We start from the raw sequence: 21,130 nt of genomic DNA, 5'->3' as shown, positions 1-21,130 counted from the left end.
AAACGCCTCTTAAAAAAGAGGCGTTTTGGTTGTCAGTTAAGTCGTGTTGGTTAGACTCTAAATTGCTTAGCAATCGACTCTAAGTGCTGAGCAAGGTCAGCCAATTCGTTACACATACTGCCAAGCTCACCAGAGCGACTTGCTGTTTGTTCGGTACGCTGGTGAATCTCGTCAACATGTCGCACGATGTCTACAGCAACAGTACGTTGATCTTCTGTATTCTGTGCGATCTGTTCGTTCATTTGGTTAATGCGGCCAATTGTGCTGGTGATGGTTTCTAAGCTACTACCGGCTTTGTTGGCTGTTTCTACACTGCTAGAGGCCTGTTCTGTTCCACGAGACATTACTTCAACTGCTGAATGTGCAGCATTTTGAAGTTGTTCGATGGTACTTTGAATTTCTTCGGTTGACTGCTGAGTTCGTGACGCTAGCGTTCGAACTTCATCGGCAACCACCGCAAAACCTCTACCCTGCTCACCAGCACGTGCAGCTTCAATGGCAGCGTTAAGTGCAAGCAAGTTGGTTTGCTCAGCAATACCTTTGATTACATCTAATACAGAACCCACTTTATTTGAATCTGATTCAAGACGGGCAATAACGTCTGCGGTTTCTCTTACGTTTGCAGCCAGTTGCTGAATACTTGTAACCGTTTGCTGTACAATTTGACGCCCTTCGCCGCATGGCCGAGGTCGCCTCGTTAGCATCACTCGCTGCCTGAGCGGCGCTGTGCGCAACACCGTCAACCGAGCCACTCATAGTATCAACTGCACGCTTGGCATTGGTCGCTGATTGTTGCTGTACGTCAATCGTTCGTTGTGTTTCTTCGGTCACACCACGTAAATTCTGCGCCAAGTTAGACAGCGGTAAACTTGCTTCAACCACATCGCGAACTACACCCTGCAATTTATCCATGAATTGATTGAACCAGTAAACCAGTTCGCCAATTTCATCCTCGCTTTGTGTATCAATACGAACGGTTAAGTCACCATTTTCTTGGGCGATGTCTTTCAAAGAACGTACAACGTCGTCAATGCTCTGCTTTATACCACGCACTATAGGCACGGCTGTACCAAAAAGAAGAACCGTTACAACAATTGCAAGAATGACCCCCGTGCTGATCAGTGACGTGTTTGCAGCATCAGTGTTCTCGAACGCTTCTGTGAATGCAGCTTCTTGCTCATCTCTAAAACGCGTCATTGAGGCAATAACGCCATCGTAGGAGTTATTCATTCTTGATGACAATTCGCCTAAACGGCTGAAATCCGCAGTGCCATTGACCATGGATTTAGAAACATCGAAGGCCACCTGAAAATAGTCGTCAAATCCAGATGATATTTTGGAAATGTCAGAACGAAAGTCTGGGCTGATACTAGAAATTTGATTAAGACCTGACTTCGCTTCTTGTGCAAGGTCCTGCGCCATAGCCAAAGTGTCTTGATCACTAGGTCGTTACTGCACTAGCCAGCGTATCTCTAACCTTTTGCATTTCGACCAATGTAGACGCTGATAATTGAAGCGCAGGAAACTGTACTTCTTGGACTTTATCTAAAGTAGCGCCGTTATCTAACGCTGTATATATAGTTATAAGTAAATAAACAATAAAACTTAGCGCAGCAATTCCTGGGATCAGAAATATTTTTGTCGCAATTGGCATTTTCTTCAGAAAGTTCATCAGCTATCTCACGATTTTGGTTATTTTTCGCTTCCCTACTTATCAGGCTAACCTAAAAAATAGTTCTTGCCATTATTTATCTACAGAATCACTAAAAACTTTAGCAAAAAAGGCCTTACATAGCATTGTAAGGCCTTATTTGTATTAGAAAGTATAGTTAGCACCAACTCTCAGTAACGTGGCATCGTTGGTGTCGTTAATGTCATCTGAATACCATGTGACATCAACTTTCAGTGCAAAGCCAGGCTCAACATCGTAACGAAGACCAGCGGTTACGGCAGATACTTCGAGTTCTTGCGTTGCAGCTATACCAGCAGCACTTTGATACAGCGCACTGTAGGTTGCATCAGTAGCCGCATCGCCTGTTGCTATAGCGCTTGGCATTGCACCAACAAGACCAAGCTGGCTAGCATTGTCAGCCTCTTCTACTTCATAAGTAATATGTGGTGTAAATTTACCTAGGCGTAAGCCTGCTGTGATGTAATACGCTTTGTTATCAGCAATAATTGAATCGTCTACTTCGGTCTGTGTAAATTCAGCGCCTACGAACCAGTCGTACTTATCAATATCAAGTGCAACTTCAAAAAACGTTCCCGTATCTTCATTAACACTGAACCCTTCAGCCGTATTAAGTGCTGGCGCAACTACCGCACCAAACTGTCCTAGAGCACCTACAAAGCCGTCGAAATCAGCATTTGAAGCAGACACCTTGCCACGAGCTAAAAGCGAACGCACGCTAAACCAGTCTCGTGTAGCTTCAAATGAAAGTGCCACAACATTTTCAAGCTCTAGCGCCGCAGGCGTGCCTGAGATGGTGGTGTCTGTTTCTGTGCGTCCAGCGGTAAATTGTACGCCATACTCCCAGTCACCTGAGTAGTTAGAGTAATCAACGCGCACACCATCAATATTGTTGAAATCGATGCCATAAACTGCATCAGGTGGCGTTATCCAGTGGTATGCATAACCTACGTCTAATGATGCAGAGTACTTAAATAACGGCATACGAATACGACCTAGCGCTAATACTTGTTGTGTTATTCAACGCATAGGTCATATAAGCCCATTCGAAGTCGGCATCATAATCGTCACGGCCGCGACCAACAATCTGTGCTGTGGCCGATAGCTTATCACTTACTTCACCGCGAACTTGAAGGCCAAATACACTAGCTGGGTCAAAGTTAAAATCATCGTCGTAGTCATAAACAGTTTTATCACTGTCCAGTGTCATACCACCGATAAGGTTTGCGAAACCATTAATTTGAACATCTGCAAAAGCAGGAGCCGCGACTAAGCTTACCATTGAAAGAATAGCAATTTTGGTTTTCATGCGTGTTCCTTGATTCTTAAATATGACAGTAGATTAAAAAGTGGCAACAACGCGAACGCTGTCGTTTACTGCGCTTAAGCATCTACGTATCCGATAGCGCCAGGATTACCCGCGACCGTAGAGATAACTTCTGCGTCACTTGATAGCGCCTTAGGTGGCTGGCCTTTACCTGTGAAGACTAATTTTGACCAAAATGCGGTTAGCTGTGCAGCAGATTTGTTTAGCACTTTGCTGTTGAACTCATCGGTTGCCGCTTGGCCTTCTCCAAGTGCAACGGGTTCAGCGGTTGCGCCGCCTGGGAATGCTTTCGCTTTGTTTAAAAACAAGCGACTGATGCTGTCTTTATCCAACGCATCACCGTTGCTCGGATGAACGATTACCGCTACTTCAGCAAAAGCTACGTTACAGCATAGGCTTGCTGCAAGTATCCATTTCTTCATCATGTGTCCTCTCAATGTTTGGGATGCTGCTCACGCTTAGCGTCTTGCCATGTGTACACTTCTTTTCATTGAGTGTATCAACGGTTATACCAAAACTTCTTTGACTTCGCGCAATACACAATAAGTATTAGTCACAAATGGCATATATGCCACCTAACAACAAAATATCGTCAGGATTTTAATGTTTTAAAATTAGCAACTTATACAAGCGTTTGAATTTGGAGCGCAGTTTAGAGCAAGAGCAGCTTTAATCAACTATACAATTGTCTAATCGATTTCAGCCGAAATTATAGATAAGGATAAGCAAAACAAATGGAAACTAATATCACTCAATAAATCCATTTATTATCATGCACTTGCAGGCAACTTAAATATACTAATGTGATACATAAAGTCATGCACAGGTATAGTATTAAATACGTGAATGGTCAGTATTTATACCTTTCCTAGACTAATTGATGAGTTAAAAGCGAGCGAAATTAATATGTTCGCTAAGCGCGGGCAAAGATTTTTAGTGCATTTTTTCAGCAACGTGTACCAAAAACCTTACCCGCTCTTATTCTTCACCACTATTCGCCTTTTTTATAGGGAATATCTTTCTCAAGGGCTTCAATTAGAAGTGTACGTTTAAGGGGCGAGCCCGTATTGCGCGCCATCCAACTATAAGCTGTCGGTACCACGTACAATGTCATAAATGCCGAAACAAGTACCCCTGAAAAAATTACCATCCCAATGACCATACGGCTTTCCGCCCCAGGCCCTGAAGCCAGTACCAACGGCAAAGAACTGAATACGGTTGTAAAGCCGGTCATGACAATAGGGCGTAAGCGCTGTGCTGCGGCGCGCTTTAAGGCTTGCTCAAACTCCATGCCTGTATCTCGGAGTTGGTTGGCAAACTCAACGATAAGAATACCGTTTTTGGCTGCTAATCCAATCAGCATGACTAGTCCTATCTGACTGTAAATATTGATAGTCATATCCGAGAAGAATAGTCCAATATACGCACCAACCAGTGCTAGCGGTACAGTGAGCATAATGACAAGGGGGTGTACCCAGCTTTCAAACTGCGCGGCCAAAATTAAGTATGTCACTGCAAGTGCTAACATAAAGACATAAATAAAGGAGTTCCCTGCCTCTTGATACAACTGAGACTCGCCTTTGTAGTCGATAGAAACGTTGTCAGGCAACTCTGTACGTACGATATTTTCTAAGTAAGCCAACGCTTCACCCAAAGTATAACCGTCCGCCAAATTTGCCGATATCGTAACGGCGCGCATGCGGTTGTAGCGATTAAGCCTTGATGATGTAGCTTGCTCTTCAAAGGTGAGCAAATTGTCCATAGGAATGAGCTCGCCAGTACGTGATGATCTCACATACAAGTTCTCTATACTGTTTGGGCTTCTAAAGTCAGCCTCGATGCCTTCTAGAATGACGTCATATTCTTCGCCGCGATCTAAAAACGTAGATACGCGACGCTGACCTAACATCACCTCTAATGTTCGGCCTATATCACTGATAGATACCCCTAAGTCAGCGGCGCGATCGCGGTTAATCTGAACCAACAGCTGCGGCGAGGTTTCTTTATAGTCTGAATCAAGGCGAATTAGGCTGGGATTTTCGCTGGCTTTTTCTAGCACGGTGTCACGCCATGCCACTAAATTTTCATAAGTGTCGCCTTGCAAAACAAACTGTACGGGTCGTCCAAACCCCCCACCGGAAATACCACTTCGCATAATGGCAAAGGCACGAACATCAGGTACTGCATTAAGTTTTGCGCTAATTTCGTCCATTAGTTCAAACGTACTAAAGTCCCGTTCGTCCCAATCAGCTGCCCCTACAATAGCTATACCCGCATTGCCACCGAACCCCGGCGTCCTTACCAACAGGCGGTTAATTTTGCCGCTTTCTCGGTAAGGCATAAGCACATCTTCAATTTGTTTTAAGTTGGCTGCGTTACTTTCAAAACTTGCGCCTTCTTGTGCATTCATCAAAATGAAGAAGTTACCTCTATCTTCTTTAGGCACAAATTCGCTTGGCACCTTTTCAGAGAGTTGTACGATGGCGACAATGGCAATTACCAGCATAAGAAGCATGAGTATCGGCTGATGAAGTGTCTTACCAAGGCTATTAAAATATCGCGTTTCTAACGCGCTAAAACGCTTATCCATCCAACTACCGAACCCCGAAGAGCGCTCGCGCTTTTTAAGAATTTTGGACGCCATCATGGGTGATAGTGTTAATGCAGTAAAGCTTGAGAATGCCACGGCAGCCGCAATGGCTAGAGCAAACTCTGTAAACAAGCGACCAATATTACCTTCCAAAAATACCAAAGGCACGAACACAGATATCAATACTAAGGTCGTTGCAATAACCGCAAAGCCCACTTCTCTCGCACCGCGATAGGCAGCCAAAATAGGGGGTTCGCCCATTTCGATACGGCGATAAATATTTTCAAGTACAACAATGGCATCGTCGACCACAAGACCTATTGCTAAAACCATAGCAAGCAACGTAAGTAGGTTGATTGAGAAGCCTAGTGCGTACATCACAATGAATGCAGCGATAACCGAGACAGGCACGGTAACTGCGGGGATAAGTGTTGCACGTACGTTGCCCAAGAAAAGATAAATCACGATCACTACCATTAGCATGGCAATAGCAAGGGTTTGATATACCTCTTCTATTGATGCTTCAATAAATACCGATGAATCATAACTCGGGACAATAAAAATATTGTCAGGTAGGGATGCTTCTATTCTTTCAATTTGCGCCTTGGCAGCGCGTGCCACATCAAGTGTATTGGCCTTAGACTGTTTGATGATACCCAAACCAATCATATTCACGCCATCACCACGAAACTCAGTCTCGTCGTCTTCGGCCGTCAACTCAACATGGGCAATTTCGCCGAGTCTTACCAGATAACCATTGTCACCCACCGCAACCGTAAGCGCAGCAAAATCATCAGGCGTCAGAAAGGTTCTCGCCACACGTACTTCAAAATTTCTGTCCGTGGACTCAACTTCACCTACTGGTAATTCAACGTTTTCAGCGCGCACAACTTGCTCTACATCGCTGACGGTTATACCTCGCGCAGCCATGGCATTTCTGTCTAAAAAGACTTTCATGGCATAGCGACGGCCACCACCAATTTGAACTCTCGCGACACCATCAACAATTGAGAGCCTATCGACAAGAAAGCGTTCAGCGTAGTCGGTCAATTCCATTGTGTTAAGGTTTGTACTTCTCAAGTTGTACCACACCACGGCGCTCTCATCTGAGTTTGCTTTTGATACCTCAGGTGGGTCTGCTTGGTCTGGCAAATTATTGAGGGCGCGGCTAACACGTTCTCTTACGTCGTTTGCCGCAGCATCGATGTCACGAGACAGTTTAAATTCGATGGTGATGTCAGAGCGGCCGTTGCGAGATGTCGATGTGACATTTTTTATGCCTTCGATGCCCGAAATACGATCTTCAAGTAATTGGGTAATCCGCGTTTCAACAATATTGGCTGACGCCCCCGTATAGGTTGTCGATACCGACACTATCGGCGGGTCAATGTCGGGGTACTCTCGCAGCGAGAGCATAGAGACGGCTACAACACCAAAGATAATTAAGAGTAAGTTTATAACGGTAGCAAAAACCGGGCGCTTAACCGAGACATCTGACAGTAACATAGCTGTGGCCCCTACTTATCGGTTAAGTACATTAACAGGAGACTGGTCTCGCACACGCAGCGTTCCCTCGGTGATAACTTCATCTCCACTTTCAAGGCCACTGACTATTTGCACTAGCCCTGGTCGACGTTCCCCTATCTGCACTTCAATTTGATGTGCCACGTTGTCTTTTACTACATAGACAAACTGCTTATCTTCAACAGGAACAAGAGACTTCTCTGGTAGCACTAAGGTGTTTAACACACGCTTTTCCACCGTTACGGTAAGCAACATACCTGGACGCAGTTTATTATCATCATTATTGATAATTGCGCGAGCACGAATCGCTCTGCTTACAGGGTCTAAGCGTGTATCAATATTGCTAATAACACCTTCAAACTCTACTCCTGGATACGCGACAGAAGACGCAACAATGCGCTGTCCCTTAGCAACACTAGCTAGGTGGTTTTCCGCTACACTAAAGTCGACTTTCACTACGCTGATATCGTCTAACGTGGTGATCGTATTACCCGGCTGGACAAGTGAACCTATGCTAATTTCTCGATTACCGAGCAAACCACTAAATGGCGCTCGAATTTGCAGGTCGCTAAGTTGTGCGCGGGCAATATCAAGTTGCGCTTCAAGCGCTTTTACTCGTGCTTGCTGTTCGTCTAGCAACTGCTCAGACGTTGCATTTGACTGCCTAAGGTCGGCAACACGGGTAAATTGTCGCTTCGCTTCCTCAATATTGGCTTTAAGTTCTTCTACTCGTGCTCGCTCTTCTGTATTGTTGAGCTGTACCAGCAAGTCGCCTTTATTGACGTTATCACCATCGTCAAAGTTGATTGCCTGAACCGTGTCTGTCACTTGGGCCGTGATATTTACCGACTCATTCGCGATGGTCGTTCCTAATGACTCAATAGTAATTGGAAACGTCTTTGAAGAGACCACTGCCGTTTTTACTGGCGTTGCTCGCGGCCCATTTTGTTTCGCAGCTTCATCCTCAGGAATGTTGAGATACGCGACAACACCTGCCAAAAGTAGCACGCCAAAAAACAGGGGTGACAGAGAAAATCGTGAAGACATAGCATTTCCTATATTAAATATGCGACCATAACTGATGGCTGCACTCAGTAAGCAGGCAATTACGTCTCGAGTAGATAAACTCTAGTCGATAAATGACCTACTTTATTGTTATTCTTTCTTACTTTGCGCTGTTGCTATCGCCATAACCTTTAATACAATGATCACAAGAGGCGATAACAAAGCTATACGTACTTTTATTAAGCTAGGTATTTTACCCAAATCAATGTCGTTCTTTTTTCGCTTATCATCTATTTTGGCAGTTTTAACGCTTTTTGCGTGTACACCGAGTGCGCCGGAAATACCGAGCTGCCGTGTTTCTGATTCATTGGCTCTCGAATTTCCCGACATCCAAGACCATGACTATGACGCTGCAGCTTGTATCATCACCTCAGGCAATACTGTGCTTATGATACGACACCGCTTATCGGGCAAACTTGATTTTGCAGGCGGAGGGAAATCAGAGGGAAAAGATGGGGATAAGTCGGCAGCATGCAATGCACACAGAGAAACATGGGAAGAAACTGGGTTCAACGTGGAGGTTAAACAGTTTTTAGGCACAACATCACGAGGTCTACTACTCTTTGGTTGCGACCTAAATGCTGGATTAAATGACTTACCCACCATTTTTGATGCGCCCCCCTGGGCTGCAGTAGAAGTGAAATCATTGGAAAAGGTTGACCCCTTTATGCTTGATCACAATGACCTGCGATTTTCCGATGATTTAATCCCTCTTCGTGACGGCTATATAGCAATTAAAAATAAGCAATAACAACCTAGTAGTATCATCTACCGACAAAGCATTGTTCAACCGAATGTGTGTTGGTAAATTACCGATAGTATCAATTGAGGAGAAGTGACTTGTTCACACTGCCAAGTTTAAATCTTAAAGGCAAAGTATCTGATGAGGAATGGCAAACACGAGTCGACCTTGCAGCTTGTTACCTATTGGTTGCCGATATGCGTTGGGGCGATCTCATTTATACCCATATTTCAGCTAAAGTCCCCGGTACAGACCATTACCTTGTCAACGCGTTCGGTCTGACTTTCGAAGAAGTCACCGCCTCGAACCTTGTAAAAGTAGACCTTAACGGCAATATCCTTGACGATACTCCATACGGTATTAACCCCGCCGGCTTTACTATTCACAGTGCTATTCACGAAGTACGTCATGACGCCATGTGCGTCATTCATTTACATACCTTAGCAACCATTTCCGTTGCTTCTGTAAAAGGCGGACTAAAACCTTGGAGTCAGTACTCACTTTTCTCGCTGCCCTCGTTGTCATATCACGAATATGAAGGACTAGCAGTAAACGATACTGAGAAGCGCCGATTGCAAGAAGACTTGGGGGACACAAACCACATGTTGTTGCCCAACCACGGTGGTCTAACGCTTGGACCTACTGTGGGTGATGCCTTCATGCGATTTTACGACTTACAGCGGGCTTGTGAAATTCAGCTTGCCCTTATGCAGTCAAATGAAGACGTCGTGGAAATCCCTCAGCCTATTATTGACGGTATATATGAACAAGCTAATGTCGTGCACAGTGGCGAAACAGGTGGTCAGAAAGCATGGCCAGCGATGCTGCGTAAAGCGTATAAACTTGATCCTCGCTTTTGCGAATAGCCTCTAAAACGGAATGACATCACAATTATGAAAGTGACCAAAGTAGAAATATTTGATATCGAATGCCCAAAGCGTCCGCAATGGAACCCTGTTTTCGTGCGAGTTTACACCGACGAAGGACTAACTGGCGTAGGCGAGGCTGGGCTTGCTTATGACTGGGGTCATAGTGCAGCGGCACATATGATTAAGGAAATTGCTGAGGCCATGCTCATTGGCTTTAACCCGTTCCATACCGAGCTTTTGTGGTCACGCATGTTGCGCGAAGGATTTTGGGGGTTGGGCGGCGGCCCTGTTATTTATGCAGCGATGAGTGCCATTGATACAGCATTGTGGGACATCAAGGGTAAAGCATTAGGTCTGCCCGTTTATGAGCTATTAGGCGGTAAAACAAATGGCAAGCTGCGCAGCTACGCAAGTCAACTTCAGTTCGATTGGGACAAAGAGGTAACCAAGCTGAACGATCCTGCTGACTATGCCCGTGCCACAGAAAAGGCACTAAAGGACGGATACGATGCGGTGAAAGTAGACCCGATAGTTTATGACAAAGATGGCAATACGCACTTTGATAGAACTAAACTCTTCACCAAGCCAGAGCTCAAGCTGTTTAAAGCAAGGCTGCAGGCTATTCGCGATACCATGGGTGAAGATGGAGACATTATTTTTGAGTGTCATAGTTTGCTTGGCGCCTCTACCGCTATTCAGCTAGGTGACATTGTCGAAGAAATCGGTTGTTTGTATTACGAAGAACCCGTTAACTACCTAAACTCAAAGCTTCACGATAAAGTAGCAAAGAACGTCAACGTACCAATCGCTGGCGGAGAGCGCTTGTATCATCGTTGGGACGTACGTCCTTATTTAGAAGACCAGTCTATTGACGTATTACAGCCCGACGTCGGCTTGTGTGGTGGGTTTACTGAAGCGAAAAAGGTATGTGACTATGCCGATATCTACGATGTGCGTATACAGGCACACGTCTGCGGTGGCCCTGTCGCCACAGCGGCAAGTTTGCATCTTGAAACAGCTATCCCCAACTTTCTTATCCACGAACATCACACCTACGCAATAAAAGACTGGAATCGCGAACTGTGTATTCAAGACCCACAGCCAGTGAATGGTTTCATTGAAGCACCAGACACACCAGGGATTGGTATTGAGCTAAACGATGAAGTGGTTTACCGCTCACCAAATATGACGGTAAGTGCACTGAAATAGCATTAAAACCTGTACCAAATAAGAGCATTCTGCAAGCACAGCTTCTGTTGTGCTTGCGTTGTTAGCCCCTTAGTTAGCCTTTCATAGCCCCGCCAAAGTTGACTGTAGGGCATACGCCATGTACAAAGCGGATAATTGCTGGCAAACATAATTGCATCCTCCCCCACCTCAGACATAAGCACGTCAAAACGCCTGAGCGCTGTCTGCCATGACCAAACGCGGTCTTGCATCTCAAGCCCCGAAAATTTAAATGCCACTTGTCCGGTTGAGCCAAGCAGCTTTATGTTTTTTCGCCATGTGAAAAACGCCAAACTCGTGGTATCTTGTGGCGTAACAGCACTATGATTAACCGTCATTTTTAAAGACGGGTTGCGGGCTAATATACGCAGTAGGATGTTTACGGTCTTCGCACAACTCATATCGGCCTGTACATCAAAAGATAGACCCATCGCAGACATATGTGAAAAACACCAAAGCGCTTTTGGGTGTTGCAATATAAACAAGGCATCTTCATCGAGAATGTGTCGAAGACCCGATACCGACTTCATTGATGCGAGCGTGTTGATGTGAGATGCGGCATTTGATGAAAGCAGATCGATACCTGCCACTGCTCTAAAAGGTTTTGTGCAATGTTTTTCAAGAAACTGTACTTCTCGCCAGGGGTGGGCGTTGTCATAACCAGCTTCAATATGCACAAACCCTGCTAACGAGTTTTTGCTGTGAGACACTAAATCTCGTTCGTAATGGGGCTTCGCAATATGTGACTTATCAGCCCACATAGGAGGATTGGCAGGCTTGAGCCAATGATAATCACCTTCATTGAGTGCAAAGAAGTGTATATGTGGGTCTACCCAAGCGATGGGTTCGTTTTGCATTACTATGTGCTACCGATGTATGTGACTTTAACGATTGTTCATACTGCGTTTACTGCGCCGTATATCCACCGTCTACCGCGTGCAAACTGCCTGTGATAAACGAGGCCTTGTCGCTACATAAAAAATACGTAAGCTCGGCGACATCTCTTGGCTGTCCTAAGCGACCAATGGGCTGTACCGCCGCCTCCTCTGCCACCACTTCGGCCTTGTCAGCGCCAGAGCGTGCAACGTATTTATCGATAGCATTGTGAAATAGCGGTGTTTCTATGGTGCCAGGACAAACCGCATTTGCTCGAATATTATACGAGGCATAATCAAGTGCTGTTGTTTTAGCAAGCGACGCAAGGGCTGATTTCGTCAGTCCATAAGCAAACGAGTTTCGTTTGCCCACAAATGACTGATCAGAGCCCATTACCACAATTGCGCCAGATTTCTGAGTTTTCATAACCTAAGCAAACAGGCTTTAATCGTTGCGTAAGCACCTTTCACATTAAGATTAAATACAGCGTCGAGTAAGTCTTCTTCTGTTTCTTCAATGGTTGCAGAAACATGTATACCTGCGTTGCATACCACTGCGTCAACCCGTCCGAACGCCGTTAACACCTCGGATACGGCTGTATCCACGTCACTGACTTTGCTGACGTCGCACTGCTTCCAACGCGCGTTTTCTGGTGCAACATCAAAATCGCGAATATCTAAATTAACCACTTGATAACCGTGTTCTGAAAACACTTCGCACACCGACAGTCCAATACCTAGACTTCCACCTGTGACAATACAGACTGGTTTCTCACTCACCATACTTATTCGCAACGAATTGATCTTAGATACGCTAAAGCATGCCAATACCCAATAAAAAAGCAAGTTTTGCGTATGAAGGACGCCATGAACATCCGTATGGATAGCGTCTTCTTAAAGGTATTTTCATTAACTTTCCTTAAACGGGCTACTCTGACTATGCTTTTTATGACTATAATAGGCAAAATTAAAACACTTGTTTGAAAAAGGAGTCATCCATGCCTCTGTACCATGCCCCAACAGCTGATTTTCAGTTTCTTCTGAAAGACTGGCTTGGACTTGATGCCCACTACGAAAAGCTCGGTATTAGCGATTTCGATAGTGATCTGGCCAATGAAATTATTTCACAAGGTGCGAAGTTCGCTCTTGATGTGGTTGCGCCGCTGAATCGCGAGGGCGATGAGGAAGGCTGTAGGCTGGAAGACGGCAAGGTGACTACGCCTAAAGGTTTCGCCGAAGCTTATCAAGAATATGTCGCAAACGGCTGGAATGCTATGCTCGGTACAGCCGAGTATGACGGTCAAGACTTGCCTTACACTATGGCTGTGCTTAGGTTCATGAAATGCTCAATGCGGCAAACTTAAGTTGGCGCCTGACTACCATGCTAACTGAGAGCGCGACGCTCGCCGTTACCAAGCATGCTAGCAAAACACTGAAAGACATTTATTTAGCCAAGCTTATCAGCGGCGAATGGACAGGTACCATGAACCTCACTGAGCCTCACGCTGGAACCGATTTAAGCCTACTAAGCACAAAAGCTGAACCACAGGGCGATGGTAGCTATAAAGTGACTGGCAACAAAATTTTTATCACTGCAGGCGACCAAGATTGGAGTGATAACGTTATTCATCTTGTACTGGCTCGTTTGCCAGATGCGCCAAAAGGTGTGAAAGGCATTAGCTTGTTTTTAGTACCTAAGTTCTTACCTGATTCGAACAATGCACCAGGCGAAGCAAACAGCCTATCTGTTGGAAGCATCGAGCACAAAATGGGTATCAAAGCGAGCCCGACCTGCGTTATGAACTTTGATGGCGCTACTGGCTGGCTTGTAGGTGAAGAGAACCAAGGCCTTGCGTGTATGTTTACCATGATGAATGACGCACGTTTTCAAGTGGGCATGCAGGGTCTAGGCGCGGCAGAAGCTTCATACCAAGGTGCGTTAACATACGCCCGTGAACGCGTTCAGTCACGCGCCCCACAAGGCGTTCAAAACCCTGAAGGTAAAGCTGATCCAATCGTGTTCCAGCCTGATGTTGCGCGTATGCTGCTTACACAAAAGTCGTTGATTGAAGGTTGCCGCGCGCTGTCATTGCTGTACGCAAAGTTTATGGACGTAGAGAAACTTGGCGAAGGCGAAGACAAAGAAAATGCCGACAAAATTCTTCAATTCCTTACGCCTATCTGTAAAGCGTTTATGACTGATATGGGTCTTGAAACCACCAGTATTGGTGTACAGGTTTTCGGCGGCCATGGCTTTATTCGCGAGTGGGGAATGGAACAACTTATGCGCGATGTGCGCATTGCCATGCTCTATGAGGGTACAAACGGCATTCAAGCACTTGACCTTATCGGCCGTAAGCTTACTCGCGACGGTGGTCAGATGATGGAAGCCACGTACAACGCATTCAATGCACTCGTTGCTGATATTCAAGATTCAGACAGCAAAACACTTGCGCAAGGTATCTTGGACGACTGGCGCGCTTCATCGGCAGAGTGCTTGGGCATGGATCCGACCACCGCAGCATCAGCGGCGTGTGATTATCTTGCATACAGCGCGTATTCGCTTATTGGTGTATTGTGGTACAGCATGGCAGACACTGCGCAGCGTGGTGGCAATGTTGTTCTGGCCGCGTCTAAACAAAAGACACGAGATTTTTACATCGAGCGCATTTTGCCACGTCGCGATGCTCATAAGTCGGCATATCAAGCTGGCCCTGAAAGCACGTTATCTGTTGCTGGCAGTGAGTTCGATTACTTGTAAAGCAACATACAGACAAAAAATTAAAAAGGTCGCCTACTTTGGCGACCTTTTTTATTCAAAAAAGATTTTGTATACGTGATAAAGCTCAAGCTTATTTAGCCATTAGTTATTAACCGCCACTTGCTTAGGGAATGTATCGGCAAACCAATCATCCAGCATATTTTTTTCATACGATAGTGGATCGTTTCGATGGCGCCTTATCGCCGACTCCATAAAATTCATGTCTTTAATGGTTACGTCATCTTCACTGACAATGACTTGCTCATTTTCATCTGATAACGAATAGCTAAAGGTTATTCTTGGAATGTCAATTCGACGTATAACGCGAATATCGTTAGGTCCACCCATGCCGAATCCAACAAATTGACTAGGCCAGACTTCACCTACCAAATCGACATTAGTGACCGTGATAGACAAGGTTTGCGATTCAGGCAAACTTTGTGCTAATTCAACGATATGGGCTTCTAGTTGGCTAAACGTGCGATCTCTAAACCGTTTGCGTGTCTCGTTTGACGGGCGAACATCAGAGTATGACTCGGGTTCCTCCCATGTCACTTTGACTTCAGCGGCATGTGTAGATATTGAAAACACAGAACATCCCAATAGCGCCGCACTACCTAAAACCAATAGCGAACTTAATTTACTCACAATAACGCTCCTCTTTCGCAGGCGTTTGAATTGAACACGACACGCTAATCAACAACAACGATCTATTATTGCAAGTCATGCTTAATGCCTCAATAAGACGCCACATACTTAAAGCCACATAACTAAATACATTGGTAGGAAAAAGGCAGTTCACAACACGCTGTTAATTACACTGCTAATTTTACGCTGCCAATATAGTCAAGCGTGGAGCCGTCTATTAGGGCTCCTGCATTATGGGCGACTGTTTAACAATTAGGCATAGGTGGGCACGTTTAGTTCCCGTGAAGTTGGGATTAATGTCGCTTTTTTCACAGTACATTTTATGGAATCGCTTTACCGCTTTGGCGTCTTTTGTAATTTCTAGTACGTAGGCTTGTTGATAAGGTTTAAGTGGGCTTAACTGACTATTTATCTGCACTCTGAGGGTATCGAGCTTTTCGCGCTCGGGAAGCGTCGCCATTTCTGTTAGCCAATTAGATATAGAATTTTGCATATCTTCAAAAAGATACTGAGCGAAGGGTGAACGCAAAACGATGACCAGAACTATTATTTCAGCAGCAATAATAAAAAAGCGTAACATGACATCTCAGCTAATTATGACAGACGTTTAAGGGTAATTCGGTACATGTTCCCTCACGTTTAGTTGTTCAAGATTATAGACCACGAACAACTGTACAGGAAACCAGCAAGCATTGACCACTGTTTCTGTCGATATATAACGCTCCTTGTCGTGATTATGTTACCACTGATGATAAAATAGTGTCGTATTCACTGTACACACGCACAAATATACGCAAGTATGCGCAGCTAAGTCTTTATCTTATGTAACTTTGCGCTTCCGAAGAAGAAGGTACTGATGCTTGCACGGAATAACAACCTAACAAAGGGAAATCAATTCCCCCTGGCAAGGCATTGCCATCATTGACTCAAACTTTCAAAATATAGATGATGCTCACCATCATTGATCTATATTAAATATGTTGTAGTGCAAGATGTTATACTGCATAAGCAGTTAGCAACTTCAGCTAAGGTTTAATTATGAATGAGCAGATACCGGTAAAAAATGTAACGCTGAGTAAAAGTACACAAGCCCAAAGGTGTCACTGGTGAGAAACGCTACGACTCTCGCAGTCGCATCTATGTGCGCGCCGTACAGGGCCCACTTGAGTCTTTCAGACGATTTTTCGGTCTTTTCTTTTTGGCACTTTTCGCCGTCATTCCATGGATTCAATACAATGGTCAGCAAGCTGTGCTGCTCGATATTGGTGAACAGCGCTTTACTATTTTCTCTCTCACCCTATGGCCGCAGGACCTCACACTGCTTGCTTACATCTTTATTGTATCTGCTTTTGCCTTGTTTTTCGTAACTACGTTTGCAGGGCGTGTGTGGTGTGGCTTTATGTGCCCTCAAACTACCTGGGTATACATTTACACGTGGTTTGAAGAGAAGTGCGAAGGGCCAAGAAACAAACGTATTGCGCTAGACGCAAGGCCTATGGACGCCGATAAGTTTTTAAGAAAGACGGCCAAACATACTGCTTGGGTAGTCGTTGCCTTACTTACTGCGCTAACTTTTGTGGGCTACTTCACCCCTATCGGGGCACTTTTTGTCGACTTCTTCACGTTCAACACTGGCTTTTGGGCAGGGTTTTCAGTCATTTTCTTTGCTGTTTGTACTTACGGTAACGCTGGCTATATGCGCGAGATCATGTGTACGCATATATGTCCGTACGCGCGCTTTCAGTCAGCCATGTTCGACAAAGATACGTTTACTGTGTCGTACAATCCTAATCGCGGTGAACAGCGCGGCCCTCGGCCTCGTAAGCTCTCACACGAGCAAGTAAAAGAAAAGGGGCTTGGAGATTGCATTGATTGTAACCTGTGCGTGCAAGTGTGCCCCACCTACATTGATATTCGAAATGGTCTTCAATATGAGTGCATAAACTGCGGCGCGTGCGTCGATGCGTGCAACGGCGTGATGGATAAAATGGGTTATCCCAAAGGCCTCATTAGCTTTACGTCTGAAGAAGAACTGTCTGGGGGTAAAACGCACATAATTCGCCCCAAACTTATAGGTTACTTTGTCGTACTGGTCATTATGATGGGGCTACTCTTTGCTAACATCTGGACACGCAGCCCTACAGAAGTGGATATTATTCGCGATAGAAATTCGCTGTACCGCGAAACCAATGAAGGGTTAATTGAAAATGTTTACACCATTAAAGTGTTAAACAAAACTCAGCAAACGCATACCTATACAATAGCCATCAAAGGGTTGCCTGATTATAAGTACATTGGCGAGCAAGAAGTAACGGTGAAAGGCGGTGCGGTTTACAGCACACCAATTTCGGTTGCAACCGACGCCTATAATCTGGAAGATACGGTTACCGACATATTTATTAGCGTAACCACCACCATTGATGGAGAAACGGTTACTGTTGATGAACCAACCAAATTTCTTTATCGATGACAGATTTTTCTTTCTCGGGGCTTAGCCCCGACACCATCTTAGATGCCCTGGAGTCACAGGGCATTTTTTTACAAAGCGGGCTGCTGGCGCTTAACAGCTATGAAAACAGGGTGTACCAATTCCTTGCTGAAGATGGACAGCGCTATGTGGCCAAGTTTTACCGACCAGCGCGTTGGACTGACGCCCAAATTTTGGAAGAACACGGGTTTGCTCATGCCCTTGCTGATAATGAGATACCGCTTGCTGCACCTATCAAACTAAATGGCGAAACGCTTCATCATCACAGTGTCAATGGCACTGACTACCGATTTGCCCTCTTTCCCTCTGTTGGAGGAAGGCAATTCGAGAATGATAACCTTGATCAGCTAGAGTGGATGGGACGGTTTATCGGGCGTATACATCGGGTAGCACAGGCAACCTCTTTTGAGCACCGCCCTGCCATAGATGTGGAAAGTTACCTCGACGAACCAAAGGCCGTGCTTGAGCAAAGCACGCTGTTGCCAGCGCATTTAAAAACCGCATTTTTCGCTATTCTCAACCCAGTTATTGAGGCGACTAAAAGTGCCTACCGTCCCACCTCATCTATTCGCCTTCACGGCGACTGCCACCCTGGTAATATCTTATGGCGTGACGGCCCTACTTTTGTCGATTTAGATGACTGTAGAATGGGCCCCGCTATTCAAGATTTGTGGATGATGCTTAGTGGCGACCGCCAGCAACAGCTACTTCAACTAGACACGCTTGTAGAAGCTTACGAAGAGTTTCATCCTTTTGATACAAGTCAGTTAACCTTAATTGAGCCTTTACGTGCTATGCGGATGGTCCACTATATGGCATGGCTGTCGCGACGGTGGGAAGATCCAGCATTTCCTCGCGCGTTCCCATGGTTCGCTGAAGACAAGTACTGGGAAGGTCAAATTTTAGCGCTTAAAGAACAGCTTTCAGCCTTACAAGAGCCCCCGCTTAAGCTTGGGTTTTAAACTATCTACCTTTTCTATATACTGCGTGACGCGTAGGTGCGCCAATAACCTCTAAGCTGTCCCGTTATTGGCGTTAAACGGGAAATCAGTGAAAACCTGATGCTGCCCCCGCAACGGTAAACTCAATGTCGTTACTCGACATTTTCTTTTCACACGCCACTGTCTTTAATGCGGTTGTATTTTTGATGAATATCAGCTGCCCCTGATGGGAAGGTAAAAGAATCGACCACGGTATTGCACCATGAGTTGATGAGTAAGCCCGGATACCGGCCTGTGCTTCACGGTAAGCAAAAACCTATTCACACTGGTTCGACTTACTACCTCATCCACATGTACTCGGGCGGAGTACATTTACGAAAACACATAAAACCATGCGTACATATTTTATTCGTTCTGCTGTAACGGCTGCAATTGTGTCTAGCCTAAGCACACCTGTATTTTCTCAATCTACTAGCAATGACATTGAAACGCTGACCGTAACAGGTTCTCGACTACCTATTCAGCTGACTCAGTTTCCGGGTTCAGTCTCGGTTATTACACAGGCAGATATTCAAGCTTCAGGGGCATTACAGCTCACAGAGCTTATTCGCGGTCTGCCGGGAGTTAGCCTGTCACAATCTGGAAGCCCCGGCGGCCTAACGGAAGTTCGCGTTCGCGGTAGCGAGTCGAACCACTTACTTGTACTTATCGATGGTGTTGTAGCCAACGATGTAGGACAAGGAAGCCTAATTGACCTTGCACATTTGACTACCTCTAATGTTGTGCGAATTGAACTTCTGCGCGGCCCGCAAAGTGCTCGTTGGGGAAGCGGCGCTATTGGAGGAGTTTTAAGTATTACCACCAAAGCTAGCCAATCAAACCTTTCGTCTCCTGTTGTAAGCTTAACAGCTGGAGCCGGAACCCAAGGCACGTACCAAGGCGGTGTTAATGCAACGGCGCAAGAAGGTAACCTTCGCGTTGGTGCCTACGCTAATTACGTCACCACTGATGGCGACAATATTGCGCGCAGCGGCAGTGAAGATGATGGTTATGACAACCTAACGGCTGGACTAAACCTAACCTATAACGCCAATAAGGAACACGCATTAAGCGCTCAATTACGAACCGTTGACTACGAAAATAATTATGATGGCACTGACTTCGTCAACACAGGGTTACCAGCAGATTCAGACAATGTAACAGACGGATTCCAACTTAGTACGCGGTTGCGTTGGGATTACACGCCTTCAACATCATCATACCGCTCAGCACTTACTGCGCAGTATCGCAAAGATGAAAATGACAATACGACTTCCGGCGTCGATACTGGAGGCACCACTGGTGAGCGTCTTGAGCTAAATTGGACAAACTTCTACAGCGTAGATAATTGGCAGCTAGTAAGCGGTGTGGAATACCTTCAACGCTTATTCGAGCAACGCGGCCCTATCGGGTTCGGCGATCCAAACCAAAAACAACATGACAACACCCATAGTATTTTTGCAGAAGCCAATGGCGAGCTTAGCGACAACGTTTTTGCCACGCTGAGTGCTCGTATTGACGATAATAGTGAATTTGACGGTGCAACTAGCTATCGCGCCGGACTAACGTGGCAGGTTCATAAGAATTATGCATTATTTACCAGTTTTGGCCGCGCAGTTAAAACACCTACATTCACCGAGCGATTCGGCTTTTTCCCTGCAAGTTTCATTGGCAATGAAAATCTTGAGCCCGAAACCAGTGAAGAGTTTGAACTAGGTGTCAAAGCTAACTGGCGAACTATTAGCGGCCAAATCAGCATTTACTCCGCGCAACTTGAAGACGAAATCAATGGTTTTGTTTTTGTGCCAGATTTAGAGGCGTTTAGTGCAGACAATGTTGACGGCGAGAGCGAACGCGACGGCGTTGACCTTGAGCTAAATTGGCAGACGAGTTATGGTAATTTTGCGGCTTCATACAGCTATCTTGATGCACAGCAAACCAACGCAGATATCACAACACGAGAACTGCGACGCGCTCAACATCAAGGTGCATTGGTCTTTACATCAAACTTAGGTACCGATAAGTTTACCCTTTACACAAAGCTGGCCTACACGGGTACTCGCTTTGACACTTTCTTCCCTCCTTTCCCGCAGCCTTCACAAACCCTGGCGCTATCGGCTTACACGTTGGCAACGATTAATCTTAGCTATCAAATAGACGACAAATGGCAGACTGCTCTCAAAGTCAACAACGCCTTCGACACTGACTATGAAGATATTGTGGGCTTTACTGGGCAAGAAAGAAGGGCTCTCTTAACTGTTCACTACACCATGTAGATTTAATATGGTTAGTAAAGGTCACAAGCGTCATTGTTCAAAATGACGCACACATAACTAATTTAAGG

General features: G+C 45.4%; 12 protein-coding genes, 5 pseudogenes and 1 riboswitch. Of the genes and pseudogenes, 7 read left to right on the top strand and 10 right to left on the bottom strand.

The features are described from left to right. Window positions 1-50: 50 nt before the first annotated feature. From V6N89_RS03375 to V6N89_RS03350, 6 genes and pseudogenes are all read right to left on the bottom strand, one after another. Window positions 51-1,672, bottom strand: a pseudogene (locus V6N89_RS03375) (methyl-accepting chemotaxis protein). A gap of 144 nt (window positions 1,673-1,816) precedes the next feature. Next, a complete protein-coding gene (locus V6N89_RS03370; protein WP_338516349.1) occupies window positions 1,817-2,674 on the bottom strand; it encodes a topoisomerase IV in 858 nt (285 codons plus the stop codon). Continuing rightward, window positions 2,661-2,999 (bottom strand): hypothetical protein, encoded by a 339-nt coding sequence (locus V6N89_RS03365; protein WP_338516347.1) that lies wholly within the window; start codon window positions 2,997-2,999, stop codon window positions 2,661-2,663. The genes V6N89_RS03370 and V6N89_RS03365 overlap by 14 nt, the downstream gene beginning before the upstream one ends. Window positions 3,000-3,032: 33 nt before the next feature. Further along, window positions 3,033-3,439: pseudogene (locus tag V6N89_RS03360) on the bottom strand (phosphate ABC transporter substrate-binding protein). 569 nt (window positions 3,440-4,008) lie between these two features. Beyond that, the gene (locus V6N89_RS03355) at window positions 4,009-7,113 is read right to left on the bottom strand and encodes an efflux RND transporter permease subunit (protein WP_346993398.1); all 3,105 of its coding nucleotides are present in this window, start codon (window positions 7,111-7,113) and stop codon (window positions 4,009-4,011) included. Between the two features lie 15 nt (window positions 7,114-7,128). Further along, window positions 7,129-8,178, bottom strand: coding sequence for an efflux RND transporter periplasmic adaptor subunit (locus tag V6N89_RS03350; RefSeq protein WP_338516346.1), 1,050 nt, complete (start codon window positions 8,176-8,178; stop codon window positions 7,129-7,131). A 223-nt stretch (window positions 8,179-8,401) separates the two neighbouring features. On the opposite strand from V6N89_RS03350, the gene V6N89_RS03345 reads away from it, so the two are divergent. The 3 genes from V6N89_RS03345 to V6N89_RS03335 all read left to right on the top strand — a co-directional run bounded on the left by V6N89_RS03345 (window position 8,402) and on the right by V6N89_RS03335 (window position 11,016). Then, a complete protein-coding gene (locus V6N89_RS03345) occupies window positions 8,402-8,947 on the top strand; it encodes an NUDIX hydrolase (RefSeq protein WP_346993397.1) in 546 nt (181 codons plus the stop codon). An 89-nt stretch (window positions 8,948-9,036) separates the two neighbouring features. Continuing rightward, entirely contained in the window at window positions 9,037-9,804 is a 768-nt protein-coding gene (locus V6N89_RS03340; RefSeq protein WP_346993396.1) for a class II aldolase/adducin family protein, read from the top strand. A 27-nt stretch (window positions 9,805-9,831) separates the two neighbouring features. Continuing rightward, window positions 9,832-11,016, top strand: coding sequence for a mandelate racemase/muconate lactonizing enzyme family protein (locus tag V6N89_RS03335; RefSeq protein WP_338516345.1), 1,185 nt, complete (start codon window positions 9,832-9,834; stop codon window positions 11,014-11,016). Between the two features lie 2 nt (window positions 11,017-11,018). Here the strand turns inward: V6N89_RS03335 and V6N89_RS03330 are convergent, their stop codons facing one another. Both V6N89_RS03330 and V6N89_RS03325 read right to left on the bottom strand, forming a co-directional pair. Next, a complete protein-coding gene (locus tag V6N89_RS03330; protein WP_338516344.1) occupies window positions 11,019-11,891 on the bottom strand; it encodes an amidohydrolase family protein in 873 nt (290 codons plus the stop codon). A 49-nt stretch (window positions 11,892-11,940) separates the two neighbouring features. Further along, window positions 11,941-12,692 (bottom strand): annotated as a pseudogene (locus V6N89_RS03325) (SDR family NAD(P)-dependent oxidoreductase). 215 nt (window positions 12,693-12,907) lie between these two features. On the opposite strand from V6N89_RS03325, the pseudogene V6N89_RS03320 reads away from it, so the two are divergent. Then, window positions 12,908-14,670: pseudogene (locus V6N89_RS03320) on the top strand (acyl-CoA dehydrogenase family protein). Between the two features lie 102 nt (window positions 14,671-14,772). On the opposite strand, the gene V6N89_RS03315 reads toward V6N89_RS03320, so the two are convergent. Together V6N89_RS03315 and V6N89_RS03310 are read right to left on the bottom strand one after the other, a co-directional pair. Continuing rightward, on the bottom strand, window positions 14,773-15,297 hold the full coding sequence (locus V6N89_RS03315) for a DUF3016 domain-containing protein (protein WP_346993777.1): 525 nt from the start codon (window positions 15,295-15,297) through the stop codon (window positions 14,773-14,775). Between the two features lie 238 nt (window positions 15,298-15,535). Continuing rightward, entirely contained in the window at window positions 15,536-15,898 is a 363-nt protein-coding gene (locus V6N89_RS03310) for a hypothetical protein (RefSeq protein WP_338516339.1), read from the bottom strand. A 458-nt stretch (window positions 15,899-16,356) separates the two neighbouring features. Here V6N89_RS03310 and ccoG point away from each other — a divergent pair. The 3 genes and pseudogenes from ccoG to V6N89_RS03295 all read left to right on the top strand — a co-directional run bounded on the left by ccoG (window position 16,357) and on the right by V6N89_RS03295 (window position 21,062). Then, window positions 16,357-17,788: pseudogene (gene ccoG, locus V6N89_RS03305) on the top strand (cytochrome c oxidase accessory protein CcoG). Further along, window positions 17,785-18,768, top strand: coding sequence for a serine/threonine protein kinase (locus V6N89_RS03300; protein ID WP_338516338.1), 984 nt, complete (start codon window positions 17,785-17,787; stop codon window positions 18,766-18,768). Before ccoG ends, V6N89_RS03300 begins: the two are co-directional and overlap by 4 nt. A 17-nt stretch (window positions 18,769-18,785) precedes the next feature. Further along, window positions 18,786-19,057, top strand: a riboswitch (cobalamin riboswitch). 82 nt (window positions 19,058-19,139) lie between these two features. Continuing rightward, on the top strand, window positions 19,140-21,062 hold the full coding sequence (locus V6N89_RS03295; protein ID WP_346993395.1) for a TonB-dependent receptor plug domain-containing protein: 1,923 nt from the start codon (window positions 19,140-19,142) through the stop codon (window positions 21,060-21,062). Window positions 21,063-21,130: the final 68 nt, after the last annotated feature.

Origin of the sequence: Alteromonas gracilis, assembly GCF_036870955.2 — a bacterium.
Classification (GTDB): Bacteria; Pseudomonadota; Gammaproteobacteria; order Enterobacterales; family Alteromonadaceae; genus Alteromonas; species Alteromonas gracilis_A.
Note: the sequence above shows the minus strand (reverse complement) of the source record. Positions and strands in the feature narration are given on the sequence as shown.